Genomic DNA, 21,354 nt, shown 5'->3' on the forward strand with positions numbered 1-21,354 from the left:
TAAGCATGAACCAGGGCGAAGGTTTGCGCAATATGCCTGATCGCTTTAGCGTGTTTTCCCCGACGCTCGCAGGCCGGTGGTTTTGCTTTTCCGGCTCAGGGCCGAGGGCAGGGCGGGCAGCGAAACCGGTTGGTGCGATGCGGCCGGGTGGCGCGTATGCAGGTTGGCATAGACAGACCAGTCAATCAAGGACAGCTTGCCGTCATGGTCTTCTGTCAGGGCAGACAGGCTTTCTACCCAATCGCCATCGTTGCAATAGAGGATGCCGTCGATATCACGCATTTCCGGCTTGTGGATATGGCCGCAGATGATGCCGTGCATGCCGCGGCGGCGGGCTTCTCCGGCCAGGGCTTCTTCGAAATCCGTGATGTAGGACACGGCATTCTTGACTTTGTGTTTCAGGTACTGGGACAGCGACCAGTAGTGCAGGCCGCGCCGGTGGCGAAACCGGTTGTAGTGATTATTGAGCCAGATGGCGCAGGTATAGAGACGGTCGCCCAGATAGGCCAGCCATTTTCCATGCTGGATGACCGCATCGAAGCGGTCGCCGTGCATCACCAGAAAGCGGCGTTTGTCAGCGGTGAGATGTTCGATTTCGTCGTGGATTTCGATGTCGCCGAAGGCATAGCCCAGGAATTGCCGGGCGAATTCATCATGGTTGCCCGGAATGAAATACACCCGTGTGCCATTGCGTGACAGGCGCAGTATCTTTTGCACCACATCATTGTGCGCACGAGGCCAGTGCCAGTGACGCCGCAGCTGCCAGCCGTCGATGATATCGCCGACCAGGTAGAGCGTCTGGGTTTCGTTGTATTCGAGGAAGTCGAGCAGGAAATTGGCCTTGCAGCCCGATGAGCCCAGATGCAGGTCCGAGATCCACAGCGTACGCCAGCGCTTGACCGTTTTGCCGCCGGTTTCCGCAGGCTCTGGATCTTGTCCGGCCTGGGCATCTGAATGAGGCGAGGTGGTCATGGCGGCTCCCGTGCGATGGCATTGCCAACATGGAAACATGGCGGGATGACGCGTTTGTGACCGAACGGTCGGATCTCGTGGTCGGCGGGAGGGGCTCAGCGCGTTTCCTGGTGTTTCAGGGGGGCTGAGCGTTTGCCGTGTGTGCAGGTGGACTGCGCGCCACCGGAACGGTGGCGCGCAGACGTAGCGTGATCAGCTACGGTTGGAGCCTTCGACCAGATCGAAGGAGAACAGACGACATTCCAGCGAGCCGTTGAAGATGGGTTGGCGACGCGATGCTTTCAGGCGCAGCGCCTGGGGCAGGGACATGTCATTGGAAATGACATTCAGACGCCAGCCGGCATAACTATGTTTGAGATGGCTGGCCCATTCCTGCCACAGCACATCTTCGTGCTCGTCCAGCCGTTCGCCATAAGGCGGGTTGGTGACAATCCAGCCGCTTTCCGCCGGGGGCGCGAAATGGCGGGCATCGCCCACTTCGAAGCGGATGGCATCCGGGCCAAGGCGGGCGCGCTCGGCATTGCTGCGTGCCGCGGCAATGACGGCCGGATCAAGATCCACGCCTACCAGCGGCGCATCCAGTGACGGCAGAATGGCTGCTTGCGCTTCCTGGCGCAATTGGCCCAGTTGATAGGGGTCGTAGTCGCGCAGGCGCTCGAAACCGAAAGGCCGGTTCATGCCCGGTGGCACACCCAGGGCGATCCAGGCGGCTTCAATGAGGATGGTGCCGCTGCCGCAGAAAGGATCCAGCAGGGCCGCGGACGGATCCCAATCGGACAGGGCAAGCAAGCCCGCCGCCAGATTTTCACGCAGCGGGGCAGCACCCTTGTCATAGCGCCAGCCGCGCTTGAACAGCGATTCGCCGGAGGTGTCCAGGTAAAGCGTTGCAGTGTCTTCCGACAGGAAAAGATGAACGCGGGCATCCGGGCGCACCGTGTCGATATCGGGGCGTGCGCCCTCACGGGCGCGCAGCCGGTCGCAGATGCCATCTTTTACGCGCAGATTGCAGTACTGCAAGCTTTGCATGGGGCTGCGGATAGCCGAGGTATCGACGCGCAGGCGGTGCTCCGGGCCGAACCATTGTTCCCATTCGGTCTCCGCGGACAGGGCCAGGATGTCATCCTCGGTCTGTACCGGCGCCTGGGCCAGTTGAATCAGCACCCGGGTGGCCAGGCGGGAGTACAGGTTGGCGCGCATGACGCCACGCCAGTCGGCCTCGAAATGGCAACCGGCGCGCCCTTGGCGGACTTCGGCGAAATCCAGTGCCTGCAGTTCGGCTTCCAGCGCGGCTTCCAGGCCTTGCGGGCAAGACGCGAATACCTTGAAAACCGAAGATTCACGGGTTTGGGCGCCTGCGCCAATATTGCTGCTACGGGCTTGAAAACCACCATCATTGCGTTCACGCGGCGCGAAATTGCCTTCGCGGCGCTCGCGGAATTCCCCGCGCGGCTTGAACTCGCCATCGCGGCGCGGCGGGCGGGACGNGAANTCGCCTTCACGNCGNTCNCGNNNCGCGAATTCGCCTTCACGGCGTTCACGCGGCNCGAAGTTGCCTTCNCNGCGNTCGCGGAATTCCCCGCGCGGCTNGAACTCGCCATCNCGGCGNGGCGGGCGGGACGAGAANTCGCCCTCACGACGCTCACGGGGTGCNAAATTGCCTTCACGGCGTTCGCGGAATTCCCCGCGTGGCTTGAATTCGCCATCGCGGCGCGGCGGGCGGGACGAGAATTCGCCCTCACGACGCTCACGCGGCGCGAAATTGCCTTCACGGCGTTCGCGGAACTCCCCGCGCGGCTTGAATTCACCGTCGCGGCGCTCGCCAGCACCGGGTTTCTGGTTGTCATCCTGAGTGCGCAGCCGCTCCTTGTGTACGCGGGCACGGCTGCCGGAGCGCATGCTGGGCGTATCTTTTTTCTGGGCCGATGGCGCGGCCGGGCGGGCCGTAATACTCAGGGTCTTGCGGGGAGGAGCGGAATCGTTGGATGACATGGGTGTGGCGGCAGGCCGCGCAATAAGAAGAAAATGACCCGGTGGTGACCGGGGAACGTCAAGGCCGATAGGTATCGGCGGGAGAACGAAGTTAGCGTTCCCTCAATACAGGAACCCCCTGCGGGGGCGAGCCTGCCGCAAGCTGCGCGGCAGGCCGTGTGTCTGGCGCGGTGCCATCGCATCAGCGAGTGTCACCGCATGCATGGGGCAGGACGGTCATGCGGCTGCACGGCATCAACCGCGCAGCTGGCCTTCACCCGTCAAGACCCATTTTTCTGTGGTCAGGCCTTCCAGGCCCACCGGGCCGCGGGCATGCAAACGGTTGGTGGAAATGCCGATTTCTGCACCCAGACCATACTCGAAACCGTCTGCGAATACCGTGGGCAGATTGACATACACCGAGCTGGAATCCACTTCTCGCTGGAAGCGCTGGGCTTCACGCAGGGCTTCCGTCACGATGCTTTCCGTATGGCCCGAGCTCCAGGTGGCAATATGCTCCATGGCTTCGTCAATGCTGTCCACGATGCGGATGGCGAGAATGGGAGCCAGGTATTCGGTTGCCCAGTCTTCGTTGGTCGCTGCCAGGGCGCTTGGAACCAGCGCGCGGGTACGCTCACAGCCACGCAGTTCTACGCCATGTTCCTGGAAGGCGCGTGCCAGGCCAGGCAGGAAACGTTCGGCGATGGCCTGATGCACCAGCAGGGTCTCCATCGTGCCACAGACGCCATAGCGGTAGGTCTTGGCATTGAAGGCGACGCGGTGCGCGGTTTCCAGGTCGGCGTGCTGGTCCACATAGACATGGCAGTTGCCGTCCAGATGCTTGATCATGGGCACCCGTGCCTCGGCCGACAAGCGGGCCACCAGGCTTTTGCCGCCACGCGGCACGATGACATCGACGTATTCGGTCATGGTGACCAGATGGCCGACGGCAGCACGATCCGTTGTCTCCACGACCTGTACGGCTTCAGCCGGCAGGCCTGCGGCGGATAAACCATGGCGCACGACTGCGCCCAGCGCGATATTCGAATGCAGCGCTTCCTTGCCGCCGCGCAGAATCGCGGCATTGCCGGATTTCAGGCACAGCGCGGCTGCGTCGATGGTGACATTGGGACGCGATTCATAGATGATGCCGATCACGCCCAGCGGCACGCGCATCTTGGCGATGCGCATGCCGTTGGGACGCTGGGTCGTGGGCGACAGGCTGCCGACCGGATCCGGCATGGCAGCGATCTGTTCCAGACCGGTGGCCATCAGGCCCAGCGTTTTTTCGGAAATCCGCAGCCTATCCACCAGTGAAGGTTGCAGCTGGTTGTCGATTGCCGCTTGCAGATCCAGGGCATTGGCGGCCAGAATGGCCTCGCGCTGCTCATGCAAGGCCTGAGCCATGCCGCGCAGGGCATCGTTCTTGGCCTGGCTGCTGGCACGCATCATGTGGCGCGAAGCAGAGCGGGCACGCCGGCCCAGCTCCTGCATGGCGGTAAAAAGCGTATCGGTGGTCATGGGGCAGAGAAAAAAGGAGGGCTATGCGCCATTCTATCCGGCTCTGGCGGGCAGTGACAGACGCAATGCCAAGCGCAGCATTTCTTCCCAGGGATCTTGCATCCTTCCTTCGGTACGCAGTCCTTTGATGAGCCGGTCTATGTCGTGCGCATGCTGTACGGCGGCAGGCCAGATGCGTGGCGGGATGCGTCCCAGCGCTTGCCGGGCCAGGCGTTCGTGATCACCGAAAATACGCATTTTGCGCAGCAGGGCGTTGAGATCCTGACCGGCGGCGCGGGCCTGAGCAAGCCTGGCCAGCAGGCGGACTTCCTCGCCGACGGCCCAAAGCACCAGCGGCAGGGCTTCGCCTTCAGCGCGCAGGCCGTCCAGGATACGGGTAACGCGTGCCGGGTCGCCAGCCAGCATGGCATCACGCAGACCGAAAATGTTGTAGCGCGCGACGTTCAGCACGGCTGACTGCACCTGTTCCGCAGTCAGTTCGCCCTCGGGAAACAGCAGGCCGAGCTTCAGGATTTCCTGGTGGGCGGCCAGGAGGTTGCCTTCCACTTTTTCGGCCAGCCATTGGCGCGTGTCCTTGTCCACGCTTTGGTTCTGCGCCGCCAGCCGTTCGCCGATCCAGCCCGGCAGGCGTGGCAGATCCACATTGGGGATTTCTATCAATGTGCCGTTATGGGACAAGGCCTGCAGCCATTTGCTGTCGCGCAGGGTTTTGTCCAGGCGTGGCAGGGCAAGAATGATGAGGGCATCGGGCAGGGCCTGGCCGCCGGCCTGTTCAGCCATGCGTTGCAGCGCATCTGCGCCGGGTTTGCCGGGTTTGCCGGTGGGCAGCTTGAGTTCCAGCAACTGGCGGTCGCCGAACAGCGAAATGCTGCGGGTGGACGCTTCGATCTGTGACCAGTCGCTGCGGGCGTCCACGACCAGGGAGGTCCGGTCGGTGTAGCCGGCGGCACGGGCGGCCTGGCGCAGCAGATCGACGGTTTCCATGACCAGCAGGGTTTCATCGCCAGCCACGATATAGATGGGGGACAGGCTGTCCGGTTGGCGGGCCAGTTGCTGGCGCAGATGGGAGACGTCCATGACTATGCCGGGCGCGGCAGCGCTTCAGTGCTGCGGAATGGGAGCGCGACGGCCAGCCCCGGCAGGGGCAGGCAGCGATTCCGCGTTTTCTTTTTGATAGGCTTCAAAGGCCTCCGCGACGTCCGGTGCCGTCAGGCGTCGCAGCAGGCGTTCCACCAGGCTTTGCTCCATGCTGTTGAAGAGCGTGTCCATTTCGCTTTGCTTGGCCTGAACCAGCTGTTCTTCATAGGGCAGGTCGCGGCTGGTGGTCAGCGTGGTGTCGGGCAGCAGGATGTCGCCGCTGGCCGTCGTCAGCCGGAACACATAGCTCAGGATGAGTTCATATTCTTCCACGCGGCCTTGCGGGGTCAGGCTGACTTCGCGCTGCGTGCGGGATTGGCTGACTTCTATCAGGCTGGCTGCCGCCTTGTCGGCACTATCAACCAGCCGGGTGTTGGGCGAGGCAGCCTGCAGCGCCCGCCGCAGGTTGGAACCGAAGCGGGAGTTTTCCGGGATATTGATGTAAAGGCTATCGAACGGCAGCGGCGAGACGCCGCGCAGCGTGAAGCCGCATGCGCCCAGCGTCAGCATGATTGCCATGGCGGCCAGGATGCGCAGGGATCGGGACATGCGGCTTCTCCTCGGGTTATCAGCCGACGACGTTGACCAGCTTGCCGGGCACGACAATGACGCGCTTGGGCGGGCGGCCTTCCAGGAAGCGGACAACGGCCTCGTGGCTGACTGCCGCCTGCTCAATGGCTTCCTTGCTGGAGCCGTTGGGCACGCTGAGGCTACCACGCAGCTTGCCGTTGACCTGCAGCATGAACTCGATTTCGTCAGCTACCAGTGCTGCTTCATCGAGAACGGGCCAGGGGGCATCCAGCAGGTCGCCCATGCGTTCGGCGTAGCCCAGCTCGTTCCACAGGTTCCAGGTGATGTGCGGTACCACCGGATAGAGCACGCGGATCAGGATGCCCAGGACTTCGGCCTGTGCGGCCTGTGCCGCCGGGCTGTCAGGAAGGCTGACGTCGTCGATGACATTCAGCATCTTCATGCAGGCTGACACAACCGTGTTGTATTGGATACGGCTGTAATCGTAGTCGGCCTGCTTGAGCAGCGTATAGATTTCGCGGCGCAGTTCTTTCACCGCCTTGTCGGCGCCTTGCCAGTCCGGTGCGCTGACCGCCAGGCCCTGCGCCACGGCCGGTTGCAGACGGGCAGCCACGGTCCAGAGACGGCGCAGGAAACGGTTGGCGCCTTCGACGCCGGCATCAGACCATTCCAGCGTTTGCTCGGGCGGGCTGGCGAACATGACGAACAGCCTGGCGGTATCCGCACCCTGGCTGTCGATCAACGATTGTGGATCGACGCCATTGTTCTTGGACTTGGACATGGTGCCCACGCCGCCGTAGTCGATGTGGCTGTCGTCGGCCTTCAGGCGGGCGCCGGTGATGGAGCCCTTGGCGTCGTAGGTGTTTTCGACTTCTTCCGGCCAGAAGTATTCGATGCCGCCACGCTCGTTGCGGCGCGAATAGATGTGGTTCAGCACCATGCCCTGGCACAGCAGGCGGGTGAAGGGTTCGTCGAATTTGACGAGATCCATGTCGCGCATCACGCGGGTCCAGAATCGCGCATACAGCAGGTGCAGCACAGCGTGCTCGATGCCGCCGATGTATTGATCCATCGGCATCCAGTAATCATTGCGGGCATCCACCATGGCCTGGTCGTTGCCGGGCGAGGTATAGCGCATGAAGTACCAGGACGAGTCCACGAAGGTGTCCATGGTGTCGGTTTCACGACGCGATTCCTTGCCGCACTTGGGGCAGCTGCATTTCAGGAACGCAGCATCCGTGGCCAGCGGGTTGCCGCTGCCATCAGGAATCAGGTGTTCGGGCAGTACGACCGGCAGGTCTTGTTCTGGCACCGGCACCGGGCCGCAATCCGGGCAATGGATGATGGGGATGGGGGTGCCCCAATAGCGCTGGCGCGAGATACCCCAATCACGCAGGCGATAGGTGATGCGTTTTTCACCCAGGCCTTGCGCGGCCAGGTCGTTGGCGACGGCGTCAACGGCGGCTTCATGGGCCAGGCCGTCATACTTGCCGGAGTTCACGGTCAGGCCAGCCTGCTTGTCGCCATACCAGTCCTGCCAGGCCTGGTCGGAGAATTCCTTGCCGTCCTGTGCGATGACCTGACGGATGGGCAACTGGTATTTCAGTGCAAAGGCGAAGTCACGTTCGTCATGGGCCGGCACACCCATCACGGCGCCGTCGCCGTAGCTCATCAAAACATAGTTGCCGACCCACACCGGCACGGGCGCGCCAGTGAGCGGGTGGATCACATTCAGGCCGGTGGGCAGGCCTTCTTTTTCGCGTGTGGCGATTTCTGCTTCGGTCGTGCCGCCCAGACGGGTCTTTTCAATGAATGCGGCGAGTTCCGGGTTGTTGCGTGCCGCGTGCTGGGCCAGCGGATGCTCCGGCGCCACGGCGCAGAAGGTCACGCCCATGATGGTGTCGGCACGCGTCGTGAAGACGTACATGCGGCCATCCTGGATCAGTTGGCCGTTGTCATCGCGGATGTCGTGGGTGAAGGCGAAACGCACACCCTGGCTCTTGCCGATCCAGTTGTCCTGCATGATGCGTACGCGCTCGGGCCAGCCGGGCAGGCCGCTTTCCAGCGTTTCGTGCAATTCTTCCGCGTAATCGGTAATGCGCAGGTAGTAGCCGGGGATTTCGCGTTTTTCAACGGGGGCGCCAGAGCGCCAGCCACGGCCATCGACCACCTGCTCATTGGCCAGCACGGTCTGGTCCACCGGATCCCAGTTGACGATCTGGGTCTTGCGGTAGGCGATGCCTTTTTCCAGCATCTTCAGGAACAGCCACTGGTTCCACTTGTAGTACGACGGGTCGCAGGCGCACATTTCGCGCGACCAGTCGATGGCCAGACCCATCGCCTTCATCTGCTTCTTCATGTAGGCGATGTTGTCGTAAGTCCATTTTGCCGGCGGCACCTTGGACTTGATGGCGGCATTTTCGGCCGGCATGCCGAATGCATCCCAGCCCATGGGCATCAGGACGTTGTAACCGCGCATGCGCAACTGGCGCGTCATCATGTCATTGATGGTGTAGTTGCGCACGTGCCCCATGTGTAGCTTGCCGCTGGGGTAGGGCAGCATGCTGCATGCGTAGAACTTCGGCTTTTCCGAGCCGTCAGCATTTTTGGCATGCTCGGTGACACGATAGGCGTCGCGGCCTTGCCAGTTTTGCTGGGCCAGGGATTCGACGACGAGGGGCTGGTAGCGATCCTGCATGATATTCACGTCATTCAGAAAATAATGAGCGCGGCCAGCGGGCCGCGCAAGAAGGTATCCATTATAGGGGGATGCGCTGCCGGGCGGCTAACCTTGGCGGCAATGCCGGTCAAAGGCCTTGGCGCTGGCTGGAGATGCGCGTGCAATCAGGATCAGCGAGAGCAGCACCACACCCGCCATCAGGCTCCACGCAGATTCCAGACTGCCCAGGCTGTCGCGCAGCTGGCCGGCGGCAAAAGGCAGCAAGCCGGCGACCAGATAGCCGATGCCCTGGACAAAGGCGGCCAGCACACCCGCGTTGCGTGGCACGCTGGCGTGATCCATGGCCAGGATGAGCGTCAGCGGGAAGAGCGCACCTATGCCCAGCCCAAGGATGGCGATGATGAGCCAAGGAGCAGTCAGCGGCATCCATGCCAGCATGACATAACCCAGCGATGCCAGCAGGGTGCAAGCGGCCAGCAGATAGCGGCGGTCGGGGTTGCGCGGTGCGAGCCATGCAACCAGGAACCCGGCGGCAACTTCAAACAAGGTCAGGACAGCCAACAACAGGCCGGCGCGCTGGGGCGTTGCGCCCAGCTCGATGTAATAGGGCGCCAGCCAGGCCAGGGCCAGCGTGTAGCAACTACCCGAGGCGCAGAACAGGCCGGCCAGCAGCCAGGCGCGAGCATGGCGCCAGGGGCGCAGCGTGGCGCTGGCTGCTTGGGCGGACCCGGCAACTGCTGTGCTTGCAGGGGTGCCCGCCGTGGCGGGTGCCTGTGCCGGGTCGCGGAAGCTGCGAGTGGCGAAGAGCCAGAGCGCCAGGCCCAGCAGAGCGGGTACGGCCCACATGGCCAATGCCGGTTGCCACGCCAGGCTATGCAGCAGGACGGGCGTGCCGGCGGCGGACATGGCCGCGCCGCCCATGATCATGCTGACATACAGGGCCATCAGCGTGTCTATGTTCTGGGGGAAATGCTGCTTGATGAAGCCGGGTACCAGGGTCTGGGTAATGCCGATCCCGATGCCGGCCAGCAGCGCGCTGCCCATCAGCCAGGCCGGGTCAGCGGCCAGCAGGCGCAGCAGGCAGGCGACAAAGACCAGCAGGATACCGATGGCAACACCGCGCCGCATGCCCAGGCGATAAACGCTCGAACCTGCCAGCGCCAGGACGCCCATGGCCATGATGGGGATGCCGGTGACCCAGCCCATGGCCTGATAGCTCAGGCCGGTGGCCGCGCGTATGGTTTCGATCAATGGGCTGATGACGGCCAGCGCTGGCCGCAGATTGAGGCCGACCAGCAGAATGGCGGCAATACAGAGCAGTTGGCCAGGGCGAAGTTTCATGAGTGCGTGCCTGATGGTCTGGAAATTGAGCAGCGTGCCGTGCGGCGCTTGCCGGGCGGAGCGGCAGGGGCGGTGCGGCGGGCGGTGGCGATGCGGCTATGTGCGGTCATAGGGCAGCAGGATTTTGCGCAACAGCGTCGCCAGTACGCGGCATTCCGCATCGTCTAGCGGATGCAGCACGCGTTTCATTTCTGCCATGTAGGTGTCCAGCGCGGCCCGCAGGGTGGCCTGGCCGCTGTCCGTCAGGCTGACAAAAATGCTGCGGCGGTCGTCGGGATTCGGCGTACGGGTAATCAGGCCGCGTTTTTCCAGGGAATCAAGACGGTAGGTCATGGCACCGGACGTCAACAGCAACTGCGCCGTGAGTTGCTGGGGGTGCAGGGTATAGGGCGGGCCGCTGCGGTAGAGCGCCGCCACTACATCGAAGTCGCCCATCTGCAGGGAATGCTCACGAAACTGGCGCTGCATATCGCGATCCAGCAGGGCAGCCAGCCGCCAGATGCGGCTGGTGACATGCATGGGTGAGATGTCTGCGCCAGGGGCATGCTGCTGCCACTGTGACAGGATGAGATCGACGAAATCCCCGCCGGCAGGGTCACTGGCCGCAGGCGGGGAGTCTTCGTGTGCAACAGGGGCCTGAAAATTAGGGGGCTGCATTATCTTTAAATTGACTATCTTTAATTAAAGATATTTTATGGGGCAGCGCCAAGACAGTCAAAACTTACATGCCACCCTGTGAATGGATAGGGGCGGTGCGGCCGGGAATGCAGGCGGGATGGTGGGCTGAGCTTGCGCTAGCGATGCAGGGAGGCCAGTCGTGCTGCCAGCAGTACGAATGCCGCAGCGAAGGTTCTGCGCATCCATGACAGCACCGCTGGCCTTTCCAGCACATGACGCCGCATCGTGGCGGCGAACAGGCCATAGAGTGCGAATACCGCAAATGTCATGGCCATGAATACCAGGCTCAGGATCAGCATGTGCAAGGTGGCGTTGTTTTCCTCCGGCGAGACGAACTGGGGGAGAAAGGCAAGAAAAAATATCGACAGCTTAGGATTCAGCAGATTGAGCAGGATCCCGGAGAGGATGGTGGACCCATGGGAGCGCGGGGTGTCATCCGTGTCCATGCGTACGCTGCCCCGGTTCTGCAGCGTCATCCAGGCCATCCAGACCAGGTAGGCGACACCCAGATATTTCACGACTTCAAATGCCAGAGCACTGGTGTGCAGCAGCGCTGCCAGCCCTGTCATGGCAGCCAGTATGTGCGGCACGATGCCCAGGGTGCAGCCGAAGGCTGCGATGACGCTGGTGCGCCGTCCGTGCGCCAGGCCGGCGGCAATGGTGTAAACGGCGCCCGTTCCGGGCGAAGCCACCACAATCAGAGAGGTCAGGAGGAATTCCGGTGTCATGAGAATCTATTCCTGTGATGCGTGGTCGAGACTGCACTGCGGCATTCTTGATGGCGCCGCCTGATGAGAGAAGTGCAAGCGTGTTACGGACAGAGTGCGGGATAGCATGGCATTTTTCCAAGTGGCTGACAGGGGGTCAGTCTGTGGCTAGCCAGTCAGTGCGTCTTGAAAAAAATTGCAGCGCACGACGCATCCAGGTGCGCCCCGGCTTTTGGCCAGAGACGGATGGACGCGCAATGATCAAGATGACCGGGAAGAACGATGCGGATCAGGGCGCTGGCCGCAGGGGGGCATCAATGGAGCGACGGCACCCGGAATCAGATGGGGGCAGAATGGGGATTCAGCCTGATCTGGCCTCGCGGGCGTACTGGCCGGGAGAAAATCCGAAGCAGCGGACAAAGCAGCGGGTCATGTGGCTTTGGTCGGCAAAGCCGCAAGCCAGCGCGGCATCCGCCAGCGGCATGCCCTGGGCAATGAACTGCCGTACTTGCTGGATGCGCCGTTGCACCAGATAGGCATGAGGCGTGAGTCCGGTCAGGCGGGAAAAGGCCCGAACCAGCTGGAAGCGGCTCATATTGGCTTCCCGTGCCAGGTCTGCGAGGGAAACTGGTGCAGAAGGCGCGTCATCTATCATGGTTTTGGCGCGTATCGCCGTCGTCTGTCCAACAACTGGTGCGGGCACGGGCCGATCTAACAGATGCGCCAGCAAGAGTGGCAACATTTCCTCGACGGCCAGGTGCGTGCCGCCAGGGTGGGTCTGTGTCACGGCTTGGTAAAGCTTGGCGAACAGTGGCGCTGCCTGTGGGTTGCGCAAGGCTGGGTGGGCGAACTCATGGGGGTGTGTACTGTTGCCCTCAGCCATATCGGCCAAGGTGTCAGTGATGAGCTGCGGCGCAAAGTACAGCATGTGCCAGCGGCGTGCTGCGTCGCCGATCGGCATGCCGTCGTGGACTTCGCCAGGGTTGACTGAAATGAGGTCGCCGGCCGTGGCCTCGACGTCACCCCTGCCACTGGCCGAGCGCTGCGCACCCGTTACGATCAGGCCTATCCCGAATTCGTCATGGATATGCCTGGCAAAACGCCGCCGGGATTGCGCTTCGACGATGTCGATGCCCAATTCCGCAATTCTGCGCACGGTGACTGTGTGGTCTGCCATGGTGAGGATTCAGTCTGGCGTTGAGTCTGGTGGGGAGGCTGCGCCGGTGCTGTTGTCCGATAGGGGCCCAGTTTCCTCGAGCTCCAGCGCGGCGCGTTGCACCAGATGGGCGGGCAGATTGCCTTGCACGGCGACGCCCAGGCGTTGGAAATCATTGGCTTGCTGGATCAGATTGCCGCGTCCCGTGACCAGCCGGTTGATGGCAGTATTGTGTGCGTCGCGGGCGCGGTCCAGCGCCTTGCCGACTTCTTCCATGCTGGCCAGGAAGCCGACCAGCTTGCGATAGACGCTGGAGGCGCGCTCGGCCAGTTCCATGGTGTGCATGTTCTGGGCTTCGAAACGCCAAAGCTGGCGCACGATATTCAGGCTCGATAGCAGTGTGGTGGGGGTGGTCACCAGCACATTGCTTTCAATGGCGCGCTGGAATAATTCGCTGTCGGCGCGCATGGCTTCCGCAAAGGCCGATTCGATGGGGACGAACATGAAGACCATTTCCGGGGTGTTGAGCCCGGGCAGCTGGAAGTAGGAACGATCCGAGAGCTCCTTGATGCGGCTACCGATTGCCGCCACGTGCTCCTTCAGCGCCAGGGCGCGTTCGGCCGGGTCTTCGGCGTTGACGTAGCGGGTGTAGGCATTGAGCGAGGCCTTGGCATCGACGATCAGGTGCTTGCCTTGAGGCAGGTAGATAATGGCGTCAGGGCGGCGGCGGCCCTCTTCGGTTTGAAAGCTGACTTCGCGGCGGTAGTCGCGCCCGTCCTGAAGGCCGGAGCGCTCCAGCACATTTTCCAGGACCAGTTCCCCCCAGTTGCCTTGCTTTTTGGCTTCGCCCTTGAGCGCGACGGCCAGGCCATGGGCTTCGGCGCTCATTTGCCGGTTCAATTCCTTGAGCTGTGCCAGCTCGGCTTTCAGGCTGGCATGGTGCGCGATGTCCTGGCCATGGATTTCTTCGATTTTGCCCCGGAATTCCTGTAGCCGTTCGCGCAAGGGTTGCAGGATCTGATCCAGGTTGTCGCGGTTGGCCTGCGTGAAGCGACGGCTCTTGTCTTCCAGGATGTCATTGGCCAGGCTGCGGAACTGATCGGCCAGCGTATTGCGCGCGTCTTGCAGCAAGGCGATTTTCTCTGCGTGCCGTTCCCGTTCCGCTTCCAGTTGCGCCTGCCTGCCCGCCAGGCGTTCCTGCAGCGTCGCATGTTCGCCGCGCAGCGAATCCAGCGTGGCGCGCCAATATTCGGTTTGTTCGGTCTGGTCTTCCAGGCGCTGATGCAGGCTGATGATTTCTGATTCGCGGGCTTCCTGGCGTACCTGGGCGGCACTGAGTTCCGTCTGCAATGCCTGGCAGGCGCTGTCGATGGCATGGCGTTGGCGGGCGCGCAACAGGAGTGTCGCTACCATCAGGCCGATCAGCAGGCCGGCCAGGAGCGGCCACAGGAAAGACAGGGTGGTCAGAGAGGAAGGCATGGATGGCGCGTGCGATCGAAACAACGGAAGCCGCCATTGTCCCATGGCGCCTGGGGACAGGCTACGATGTGGCCTGCAAGTGCTGCGCGCGGGCCGGGTATGAAGGCCCGCCGTTGATGTGCAGCGCAGAAATGACGGGACTGCGGCGGCCGACAGTGGCGCCTCGAAGGAATAGGGATATGGAATGGCGTGACAGCATGCCGGGCCGGGCAGTGGAAGAGGGGTATGAGGGCTCGCGCGAAGACACCGGCTTATCGGAAACGGAGTTGAACGACGGTACGGCGGATCGTTTTTTGCTGGATGCCGCTGGCACGACGCTGCTGGTCTTTCATAGCAAGACCTGCGCCAATTGCGCGGTGGCGCGGCGGCAATTGCCTGGCATGCGCCTGCCGGTTGCCCGGCTGGCCTGGGTGGATGCCGGAGAGAATGGCGGCCTGGTGGAACGCTACGAGGTGTTTCACCTGCCGGCCATGTTCGTGGTGCGTGACGGGGTGTTCTATGGCGCGATCCAGGCACATCTGAGCGCCGTGGATATCGGCCGCCAGATCCGTTTGGCGCTGGACAGCTACCCTGCCGAACTGCCTTGAGGGCAGAGGAACGAAGGGCCGGGGAACTCCAGGGCTGAGGGAAGTATCGCCGGTCGCAGTCGCGTGCGTCCGGCGAGCTGTCATCACGGCCTAAGGGGATGGCGGCAGGGCACGCTGCTTAGGGGAATCAGGATGGGGCGGCATGGCGGGTGGATGGCACCGGCAAGTCCACCCGCCATGCTGCGCCCGGGCGCGACTTAACCTTGCGCCTTGACCTTCAGCCGATAGGCGTGCAGCAGCGGCTCGGTGTAGCCGTTGGGCTGTTCACGGCCCTGAAAGACCAGGGCGCGGGCGGCCTGGAAGGCCAGTGAGGCATCGAAGTGGCCTGCCATCGGGCGATAGAGCGGATCCCCTGCATTTTGCTGATCGACCACCGCCGCCATGCGGCGCAGCGTGGCGTCAACCTGTTCCGCACTGACAATCCCGTGGTGCAGCCAGTTGGCGATATGCTGGCTTGAAATGCGCAGCGTGGCGCGGTCTTCCATCAGGCCGATGTTGTTGATGTCCGGTACCTTGGAGCAGCCTACGCCCTGGTCCACCCAGCGCACGACATAGCCCAGTATCCCCTGGGCATTGTTATCCAGTTCCCGTTGGATGTCTTCGGCGCTCCAGTCCGGTTTGGCCACGACAGGGATCTGCAGCAGATCGTCCAGCAATGCATCGCGGACTTGCAGATAGGCGGTTTGCGCCAGTTCGCGCTGTACCGCCTGGACATTGACCTGGTGATAGTGAATGGCGTGCAGCACAGCCGCCGTGGGTGAGGGCACCCAGGCGGTATTGGCGCCAGCCTTGGGATGGGCGATTTTCTGTTCTAGCATGGCTGCCATCAGGTCAGGCATGGCCCACATGCCTTTACCGATCTGCGCCCGGCCGCCTAGGCCGGCATGCAGACCGGCCAGCACGTTGTTGCGTTCGTAGGCCTGGATCCAGGCCGAGTGTTTCATGTCGCCTTTGCGCAGAACCGGGCCGGCATTCATGATGCTGTGGATTTCATCACCGGTGCGATCCAGGAAACCGGTATTGATGAAGGCCACGCGGGCGGGCGCTGCAGCGATGCTGGCCAGCAGATTGACGCTGGTACGGCGCTCTTCATCCATGATGCCAAGCTTGACGGTGTTGCGCGGCAAGCCGAACAGGCCTTCGACGCGGGTGAAAAGCTCATCGGCAAAGCGGACTTCAGCCGGCCCGTGCATTTTCGGCTTCACGATATAGATGGAGCGGCGGCGGGAATTGCGCCCGCTGTGCAGGTCGGGCAGGGCGGCCAGCGTCGTGACGACGGCATCCAGAATCCCTTCGAAGATTTCCTCGCCTTGTGCGTCCAGGATGGCCGGGTTGCGCATGAGGTGGCCGACGTTGCGGATGAACAGCAACGAGCGACCATGCAGCGTCAGTTTGCCGCCTTCGGGCGTGGTGTACTCGCGATCCGGGTTCAAGGCGCGAGTAAAGGTTTTGCCGTCCTTGCTGACCGATTCGGTCAGCGTGCCCAGAATCAGCCCCAGCCAGTTGCGGTAGATCTGGGTTTTGTCGGCGGCATCGACGGCGGCGACGGAGTCTTCGCAGTCGATGATGGTGCTGAGCGCCGCTTCCAGCACGATGTCCTTGATGTGGGCCGGATCGGTGCGGCCAATGGGATGCTCGCCATCGAACTGGATTTCCAGGTGCAGCCCATTGTGCTGCAGCAACAGGGAGTGGGGGGCTTCGGCCGGACCCTGGTAGCCACGCAATTGGCCGGGGTCGCGCAGGGCGGTGACGGTGCTGCCCAGGCTGATCTGCAACTGGCCGTTGATGATGCGATAGCGCGTGGCCTCGGCATGTGAGCCTTGCTGCAAGGGGGCGGCTTCGTCAAGCAGTGTCCTGCCACGGGCAATGACCTGGGCGCCGCGTACCGGGTCATATCCCTTGGTGGGTGCACCGGCTTCGCGGGGAATGGCGTCCGTGCCGTACAGGGCGTCATACAGGCTGCCCCAGCGGGCATTGGCGGCGTTCAGGGCGTAACGGGCATTGCTGGCGGGCACCACCAGCTGCGGGCCGGCTTGCCGGGCGATTTCTTCATCGACGTCATCCGAGCCGGCAGACACGGCCTCGGGCAGGGGCTGCAGATAGCCGATGTTCTCCAGAAACGCGCGGTAGGCTGCCGTGTCGGTGACCGGGCCGGGATGCTGGGCATGCCATTGATCCAACTGCTGCTGCAGACGGTCGCGTTCAAGCAGCAATTGCTGGTTGCGTGGGGTGAGATCGTTGACGATGGCAGCAAAGCCCGCCCAGAACGTATCCGCTTGAACGTCGGCAGCCGGCAAGGCTTCGTTGGAAAGGAATTCGTCGAGTTCCCGCGCAATACGCAGGCCGTGACGCGAAATGCGATCAGACATTATTGACTCCACCTTGATTGAAACTCTTATCGCCACTGCATGTTGCATTGCAGCGAACGTCTTTCAGGCTTTTTACCTGAAAAGTATTTCGACGTATATGGTGAATGTCTTTTTTATGTATGAAATCAATGCCTTGCAGGGTGATTATTTCAGATGGTGAAGTGCGGTTGCATGGCGTGGCATGGCGCTTGCCGTACTGCAGCACTTAGCTTGCAGCGGCGCTGCGCCGGAAACTATCGCTACCCAGATAGGCGCGCCGTACCAGGGGGTCTGCTGCAATGGCGTTCGGGGTGTCCAGTGCAATCAGGCGGCCCTGGGCCAGTACGGCAACGCGGCTGGCATGGCGAAACACGACATCCAGGCTGTGCTCGGTAAAAAGCACCGCCAGCTGACGCTGTTCGACCAGCGAACGAACCAGATCCATCAGGGCGTGGCGCTCTGCGCTGTTCATGCCGGCGGCCGGTTCATCCATCAGCAGCAAACGCGGGGCGTGGGCCAGCGCTAGCGCCAGTTCCAGACGTTTGACGTCGCCGTAGGTCAGAACGCCTGCAGGGCGCCCGGCCTGATCTTCCAGCCCGACTTGCGCCAGCAGGGCAAGCGCTTCTTCGGGCTGGTAGCGGTCTGCGCGCCGCCAGAGGCGCATCAGGCGGTGGTCGCGTGACAGCAGCGCAGCCTGGACGTTTTCCTGTGCGCTCAGCGTGGCAAAGGTGGCTGCCGTCTGAAATGTGCGGCCTATCCCCAGGCGCCATATGGCCTGTGGGCTGAGTCGCGTCAGCTCCTGGCCATCAAATCTGACGGAGCCGGCAGTGGGCCGGGCCTGGCCGCCGAGAATGTTGAAGCAGGTCGATTTACCCGCGCCATTGGGGCCGATCAGGGCCAGTATTTCACCTGCTTGCAGATCGAAGGAAATCCCATCAAGCGCGGTGACGCCGCCGAAAACCTGCCGCAAGCCATTCACCTGCAACAGCGGAACGGCAGAGGTTTGGAGTAGCTCGGGAGGGGGCAGTGGTTCAGGCATGCGAAGCTCCCTGCGCAAGCGCGGCCTGCTTGCGTGCGCCCAGCAGGCCGCCGGGCAACAAGACGACCAGCAGCAGGATGATGAGGCCCAGCACCGCATGCCAGTATTCGGTAACACGGGCAACGGTATCGTGCAGCCAGGTGTAGGCGCTGGCGCCGGCCAGCGGCCCTGCCAGCGCGTTCAGGCCGCCCAGCATGACCATCACCAGGCCATCGACGGAGCGGCCGACGGCCAGGACATCAGGCGCGATGCTGCCTTTGGAAAAGGCGTAGAGCGAGCCTGCCATGCCAGCAAAAAAAGCGGCGGCAATAAAGCCGGCCCATTGCAGATTGCGGGTGTCCATGCCCAGGGCCTGGGCGCGGGCGCTATGGTCGCGGGTGGCGCGCAGCCCCAGCCCCAGCGGCGAGAAAATCAGCTTGCGCAGCAGGAAAATACATAGAGCGCAAGCGGCCAGGCTGAGGTAGTAATAGGCTTGGGGCGTATCCAGCCAGGGGGGCGGCCAGAGGCCGATCAGGCCATTGCTGCCGCCCGTCAGGCTATCGAACTGGTAGGCCAGCGCCCAAATGATTTGTGCGCAAGCCAAGGTCAGCATGGCCATATAGACGCCAGACAGACGTACGCAGAACCAGCCGAACAGCAAGGCGGCCAGTACCGCCAGCAATGGCCCCAGCAATAGCGCGGCTTCCATGGGCAAGCCTGCGTGAATGGCGGCGAAGGCCGCGCCATAGGCGCCCAGGCCGAACCAGGCGGCGTGGCCGAAAGAATGCATGCCGGATGGGCCGATGAGAAAATGCAGGCTGGCGGCAAACAGGGCGGCGATCAGGATATCCGTGCCCAGAATGGTCAGATAGGGCCAGGTGTCGGCGAGCAGCGGCAAGGCCGCGAGGATGGCCAGCAATGCCAGATAAACCAGCCGCAGGCGCGGGCCGGCAGGCCGCAATGCCGCGGCGCCGCGTTCGGGGGCGGGCGGCGGCAGAGGTTTGCCCAGCAAGCCCCAGGGGCGCCATACCAGCACCAGCGCCATGACGATGAACTCGGCTGCCAGGGTCAGGCGCGACAGGCTGAAAACCTGGCCGGCAACGGTGATGTCGCCGATGAAAATGCATAGTGCCTTGATTTCGCAGATGAGCAGCGCCGCCAGGAATGCACCAGGGATGGAACCCAGGCCGCCGACGACCACTACGACAAAGGCGCTGGCGATGACTTCGATATCCAGGCTGAGTGTGGCGGGCGTGCGGGGGGCAGCCAGCGCGCCACCCAGGCCGGCGAGAAATGCACCCAGCACGAAGGCGCTGGTAAAGAGCAGCGCCTGGTTCACGCCCAAGGCGGATAGCATGTCGCGGTTTTCCGCGGCGGCGCGCAGCAGCATGCCCCAGCGGGTGCGTTGCTGCAGCAACCAGAGCAAGCCCAGCACGGCCGGCCCGGCCAGGATCAGGAAAAGATCATAGGCGGGGAAGCGGCGGCCCAGCAATTCAATGGCATGGCCCAGCCCCGGCGCTCGCGCAGCGAACTGGTCCGCCGGCCCCCAAATGGCCAGTGCCAGGTCGCCGAGCAGCAGCACGAACGCGAAGGTGGCCAGGAGTTGAAACAGCTCGGGCGCGCGATAGATACGGCGCAGGACCACGATTTCCAGCAGCCCGCCCAGCAGCCCGATGGCCAGGGCCGCCAGGGGCAGCGCCAGCCAATAGGCAGCTCCTTCCCAGGCGGTACCGCTGCTCCAGTTTGTCGCATACCGGGTCAGGCTGACGGCCAGGTACATGCCCAGCATATAGAACGAGCCGTGGGCGAAATTGACGATGCGGGTGACGCCGAAGACCAGCGATAGCCCGGCAGCCACCAGGAAAAGCGCACTGGCGTCGGCCAGGCCGTTGAGCAGCTGCAGCAGCAGCCCGCTGAAACTCATCGCGGTGCAGTCCTCAGTTGGCGGACGGTCTCATCGCTGGGCTGCAGCGTGGCGCCATCCAGGTAGCGGATATTGCGCATGACGCCTTCGCCATTTTCGAGATCGGTGGTGCCTACATAGACGCCCAGCGTCGATTGGTGATCGAGGTCGCGATATTCGATGGGGCCGTAGGGGCTGTCCAGTTGAAGGCCGCGAAAGGCCTGGATCAGTGCTTCCGTATCGGTGCTGCCGGCTTTCTCGATACCAGCGGCCAGCGACATCAGCGAGGCGTAGCCGACCACGGAGCCGACCTTGGGATTCTGCTTGAAGCGTTCCTGGTAGGCTTTGACGAAAGCCTGGTTCTGCGGGGTGTCGATGGCATACCAGGGGTAGCCGGTCACAATCCAGCCCTTGGGGGTTTCCGCACCCAGCGCTTCCAGGTATTCGGGTTCGCCAGAGAGAACCGAGACCACATCGCGGCCTTCAAACAAGCCTCGGGTATTGCCCTCGCGCACGAAGCGCGTCAGGTCGGCTGCGAACAGGACGTTGAAAATGGCGTCAGGCTTGGCGTCGGCCAAGGCTTGCACCACGGGGCCGGCATCGAGCTTATTGAGCGGCGTGGCGATTTCAGCCACGAACTCGACATCCGGCTGGGCGGCGCGCAGCATCTCCTTGAATGTGGCGACAGCCGATTGCCCATATTCATAGTCGGGATAGACGATGGCCCAGCGTTTTTTCTTCAGGGCGATGGCTTCGGGCGCCAGCGCCGCGACATGCATCCAGGTTGAAGGACGCAGCCGGAAGGTGTAGCGGTTGCCATTACCCCAGGTAATCTTGTCGGTCAGGGGTTCTGCTGCCAGGAAAAAGACCTTGCGCTGTCGGGCGAAGTCCGTCAGTGCCAGTCCGGTATGCGATAGAAAGCCGCCGAACAGTACCTCTACGCGTTCACGCGACAGCAGTTCCTGGGCGGCACGTACGGATTCACCCGGATTGGCATTGTCGTCACGCCAGACGACTTCCACCGGGCGACCCAGGATGCCGCCACGGGCATTGATTTCCTCTCGTGCCAGTTCCCAGCCCAGTTTGTAGGGCTCGAGAAAGGCCGGGATAGCTTTATAGCTATTGACTTCACCGATGCGTAGCGGCTTTTCGGCTGAAGCCTGGAAGGCGGTCAGGGCCAAGGATGAGCCGAGCAGCAGGCTCCGGGCAAGACGGCGAAGTCGGGACATGATGGCAGCGTCCAAGAGTTATCATCAATGTAAGTATAAGTCCCGTGCGGGTCTGGACGGGAAACTGAATGATAAGGGATAACCCTTGTTTTCGGTCTG

Annotated in this window: 16 protein-coding genes; 1 reads left to right on the forward strand and 15 read right to left on the reverse strand. The window is 62.8% G+C overall.

Annotated features, from left to right (window positions below):
- Positions 1 to 45: 45 nt before the first annotated feature.
- From ACNA1V_RS13510 to ACNA1V_RS13560, 11 genes are all read right to left on the reverse strand, one after another.
- On the reverse strand, positions 46 to 1,011 hold the full coding sequence (locus ACNA1V_RS13510; RefSeq protein WP_415834123.1) for a UDP-2,3-diacylglucosamine diphosphatase: 966 nt from the start codon (positions 1,009 to 1,011) through the stop codon (positions 46 to 48).
- 153 nt (positions 1,012 to 1,164) lie between these two features.
- The coding region (locus ACNA1V_RS13515; protein WP_415834124.1) for a THUMP domain-containing class I SAM-dependent RNA methyltransferase at positions 1,165 to 2,456 on the reverse strand (1,292 nt) is incomplete at its 5' end.
- 739 nt (positions 2,457 to 3,195) lie between these two features.
- Positions 3,196 to 4,461, reverse strand: coding sequence for a glutamate-5-semialdehyde dehydrogenase (locus ACNA1V_RS13520; RefSeq protein ID WP_415834125.1), 1,266 nt, complete (start codon positions 4,459 to 4,461; stop codon positions 3,196 to 3,198).
- A gap of 33 nt (positions 4,462 to 4,494) precedes the next feature.
- Positions 4,495 to 5,538 (reverse strand): DNA polymerase III subunit delta, encoded by a 1,044-nt coding sequence (gene holA, locus ACNA1V_RS13525; protein WP_415834126.1) that lies wholly within the window; start codon positions 5,536 to 5,538, stop codon positions 4,495 to 4,497.
- Between the two features lie 24 nt (positions 5,539 to 5,562).
- Positions 5,563 to 6,147 carry an LPS-assembly lipoprotein LptE gene (locus ACNA1V_RS13530; RefSeq protein WP_415834127.1) on the reverse strand — a complete coding sequence of 195 codons (585 nt, stop codon included), beginning with the start codon at positions 6,145 to 6,147 and terminating at the stop codon, positions 5,563 to 5,565.
- A 19-nt stretch (positions 6,148 to 6,166) separates the two neighbouring features.
- The gene (gene leuS, locus ACNA1V_RS13535) at positions 6,167 to 8,827 is read right to left on the reverse strand and encodes a leucine--tRNA ligase (protein WP_415834170.1); all 2,661 of its coding nucleotides are present in this window, start codon (positions 8,825 to 8,827) and stop codon (positions 6,167 to 6,169) included.
- An 87-nt stretch (positions 8,828 to 8,914) separates the two neighbouring features.
- A complete protein-coding gene (locus ACNA1V_RS13540) occupies positions 8,915 to 10,150 on the reverse strand; it encodes an MFS transporter (protein WP_415834128.1) in 1,236 nt (411 codons plus the stop codon).
- A gap of 96 nt (positions 10,151 to 10,246) precedes the next feature.
- Positions 10,247 to 10,807, reverse strand: coding sequence for a MarR family winged helix-turn-helix transcriptional regulator (locus tag ACNA1V_RS13545; protein WP_415834129.1), 561 nt, complete (start codon positions 10,805 to 10,807; stop codon positions 10,247 to 10,249).
- A 137-nt stretch (positions 10,808 to 10,944) separates the two neighbouring features.
- Positions 10,945 to 11,556, reverse strand: a complete 612-nt coding sequence (locus ACNA1V_RS13550; protein WP_415834130.1) for a LysE family translocator — start codon at positions 11,554 to 11,556, stop codon at positions 10,945 to 10,947.
- Between the two features lie 340 nt (positions 11,557 to 11,896).
- Positions 11,897 to 12,712, reverse strand: a complete 816-nt coding sequence (locus ACNA1V_RS13555) for a helix-turn-helix transcriptional regulator (protein WP_415834131.1) — start codon at positions 12,710 to 12,712, stop codon at positions 11,897 to 11,899.
- A gap of 9 nt (positions 12,713 to 12,721) precedes the next feature.
- Complete coding sequence (locus tag ACNA1V_RS13560) at positions 12,722 to 14,170, reverse strand: DNA recombination protein RmuC (RefSeq protein WP_415834132.1); 1,449 nt, start codon at positions 14,168 to 14,170, stop codon at positions 12,722 to 12,724.
- Positions 14,171 to 14,367: 197 nt separating this feature from the next.
- Here ACNA1V_RS13560 and ACNA1V_RS13565 point away from each other — a divergent pair, with 197 nt between their 5' ends.
- Entirely contained in the window at positions 14,368 to 14,757 is a 390-nt protein-coding gene (locus tag ACNA1V_RS13565; protein ID WP_415834171.1) for a YbbN family protein, read from the forward strand.
- Between the two features lie 197 nt (positions 14,758 to 14,954).
- On the opposite strand, the gene ACNA1V_RS13570 is transcribed toward ACNA1V_RS13565, so the two are convergent.
- The 4 genes from ACNA1V_RS13570 to ACNA1V_RS13585 form a co-directional block, all read right to left on the reverse strand.
- Positions 14,955 to 17,126 carry a malate synthase G gene (locus ACNA1V_RS13570; protein WP_415834133.1) on the reverse strand — a complete coding sequence of 724 codons (2,172 nt, stop codon included), beginning with the start codon at positions 17,124 to 17,126 and terminating at the stop codon, positions 14,955 to 14,957.
- A gap of 205 nt (positions 17,127 to 17,331) precedes the next feature.
- Complete coding sequence (locus tag ACNA1V_RS13575; RefSeq protein WP_415834134.1) at positions 17,332 to 18,144, reverse strand: ABC transporter ATP-binding protein; 813 nt, start codon at positions 18,142 to 18,144, stop codon at positions 17,332 to 17,334.
- A complete protein-coding gene (locus tag ACNA1V_RS13580; protein WP_415834135.1) occupies positions 18,137 to 20,047 on the reverse strand; it encodes an ABC transporter permease in 1,911 nt (636 codons plus the stop codon). Before ACNA1V_RS13580 ends, ACNA1V_RS13575 begins: the two co-directional genes overlap by 8 nt.
- On the reverse strand, positions 20,044 to 21,255 hold the full coding sequence (locus tag ACNA1V_RS13585; protein WP_415834136.1) for an ABC transporter substrate-binding protein: 1,212 nt from the start codon (positions 21,253 to 21,255) through the stop codon (positions 20,044 to 20,046). Before ACNA1V_RS13585 ends, ACNA1V_RS13580 begins: the two co-directional genes overlap by 4 nt.
- Between the last annotated feature and the right edge of the window lie 99 nt (positions 21,256 to 21,354).

Source organism: Kerstersia similis (assembly GCF_965139615.1).
Taxonomy (GTDB): domain Bacteria; phylum Pseudomonadota; class Gammaproteobacteria; order Burkholderiales; family Burkholderiaceae_B; genus Kerstersia; species Kerstersia similis.

What these genes read in the sequence shown, in the direction of transcription:
- ACNA1V_RS13510 (WP_415834123.1), bottom strand. Translation starts at nt 1,011, where the DNA reads ATGTTTCCATGTTGGCAATGCCATCGCACGGGAGCCGCCATGACCACC.
- ACNA1V_RS13520 (WP_415834125.1), bottom strand. Translation starts at nt 4,461, where the DNA reads ATGACCACCGATACGCTTTTTACCGCCATGCAGGAGCTGGGCCGGCGT.
- holA (WP_415834126.1), bottom strand. Translation starts at nt 5,538, where the DNA reads ATGGACGTCTCCCATCTGCGCCAGCAACTGGCCCGCCAACCGGACAGC.
- ACNA1V_RS13530 (WP_415834127.1), bottom strand. Translation starts at nt 6,147, where the DNA reads ATGTCCCGATCCCTGCGCATCCTGGCCGCCATGGCAATCATGCTGACG.
- leuS (WP_415834170.1), bottom strand. Translation starts at nt 8,827, where the DNA reads ATGCAGGATCGCTACCAGCCCCTCGTCGTCGAATCCCTGGCCCAGCAA.
- ACNA1V_RS13540 (WP_415834128.1), bottom strand. Translation starts at nt 10,150, where the DNA reads ATGAAACTTCGCCCTGGCCAACTGCTCTGTATTGCCGCCATTCTGCTG.
- ACNA1V_RS13545 (WP_415834129.1), bottom strand. Translation starts at nt 10,807, where the DNA reads ATGCAGCCCCCTAATTTTCAGGCCCCTGTTGCACACGAAGACTCCCCG.
- ACNA1V_RS13550 (WP_415834130.1), bottom strand. Translation starts at nt 11,556, where the DNA reads ATGACACCGGAATTCCTCCTGACCTCTCTGATTGTGGTGGCTTCGCCC.
- ACNA1V_RS13555 (WP_415834131.1), bottom strand. Translation starts at nt 12,712, where the DNA reads ATGGCAGACCACACAGTCACCGTGCGCAGAATTGCGGAATTGGGCATC.
- ACNA1V_RS13560 (WP_415834132.1), bottom strand. Translation starts at nt 14,170, where the DNA reads ATGCCTTCCTCTCTGACCACCCTGTCTTTCCTGTGGCCGCTCCTGGCC.
- ACNA1V_RS13565 (WP_415834171.1), top strand. Translation starts at nt 14,368, where the DNA reads ATGCCGGGCCGGGCAGTGGAAGAGGGGTATGAGGGCTCGCGCGAAGAC.
- ACNA1V_RS13570 (WP_415834133.1), bottom strand. Translation starts at nt 17,126, where the DNA reads ATGTCTGATCGCATTTCGCGTCACGGCCTGCGTATTGCGCGGGAACTC.
- ACNA1V_RS13575 (WP_415834134.1), bottom strand. Translation starts at nt 18,144, where the DNA reads ATGCCTGAACCACTGCCCCCTCCCGAGCTACTCCAAACCTCTGCCGTT.
- ACNA1V_RS13580 (WP_415834135.1), bottom strand. Translation starts at nt 20,047, where the DNA reads ATGAGTTTCAGCGGGCTGCTGCTGCAGCTGCTCAACGGCCTGGCCGAC.
- ACNA1V_RS13585 (WP_415834136.1), bottom strand. Translation starts at nt 21,255, where the DNA reads ATGTCCCGACTTCGCCGTCTTGCCCGGAGCCTGCTGCTCGGCTCATCC.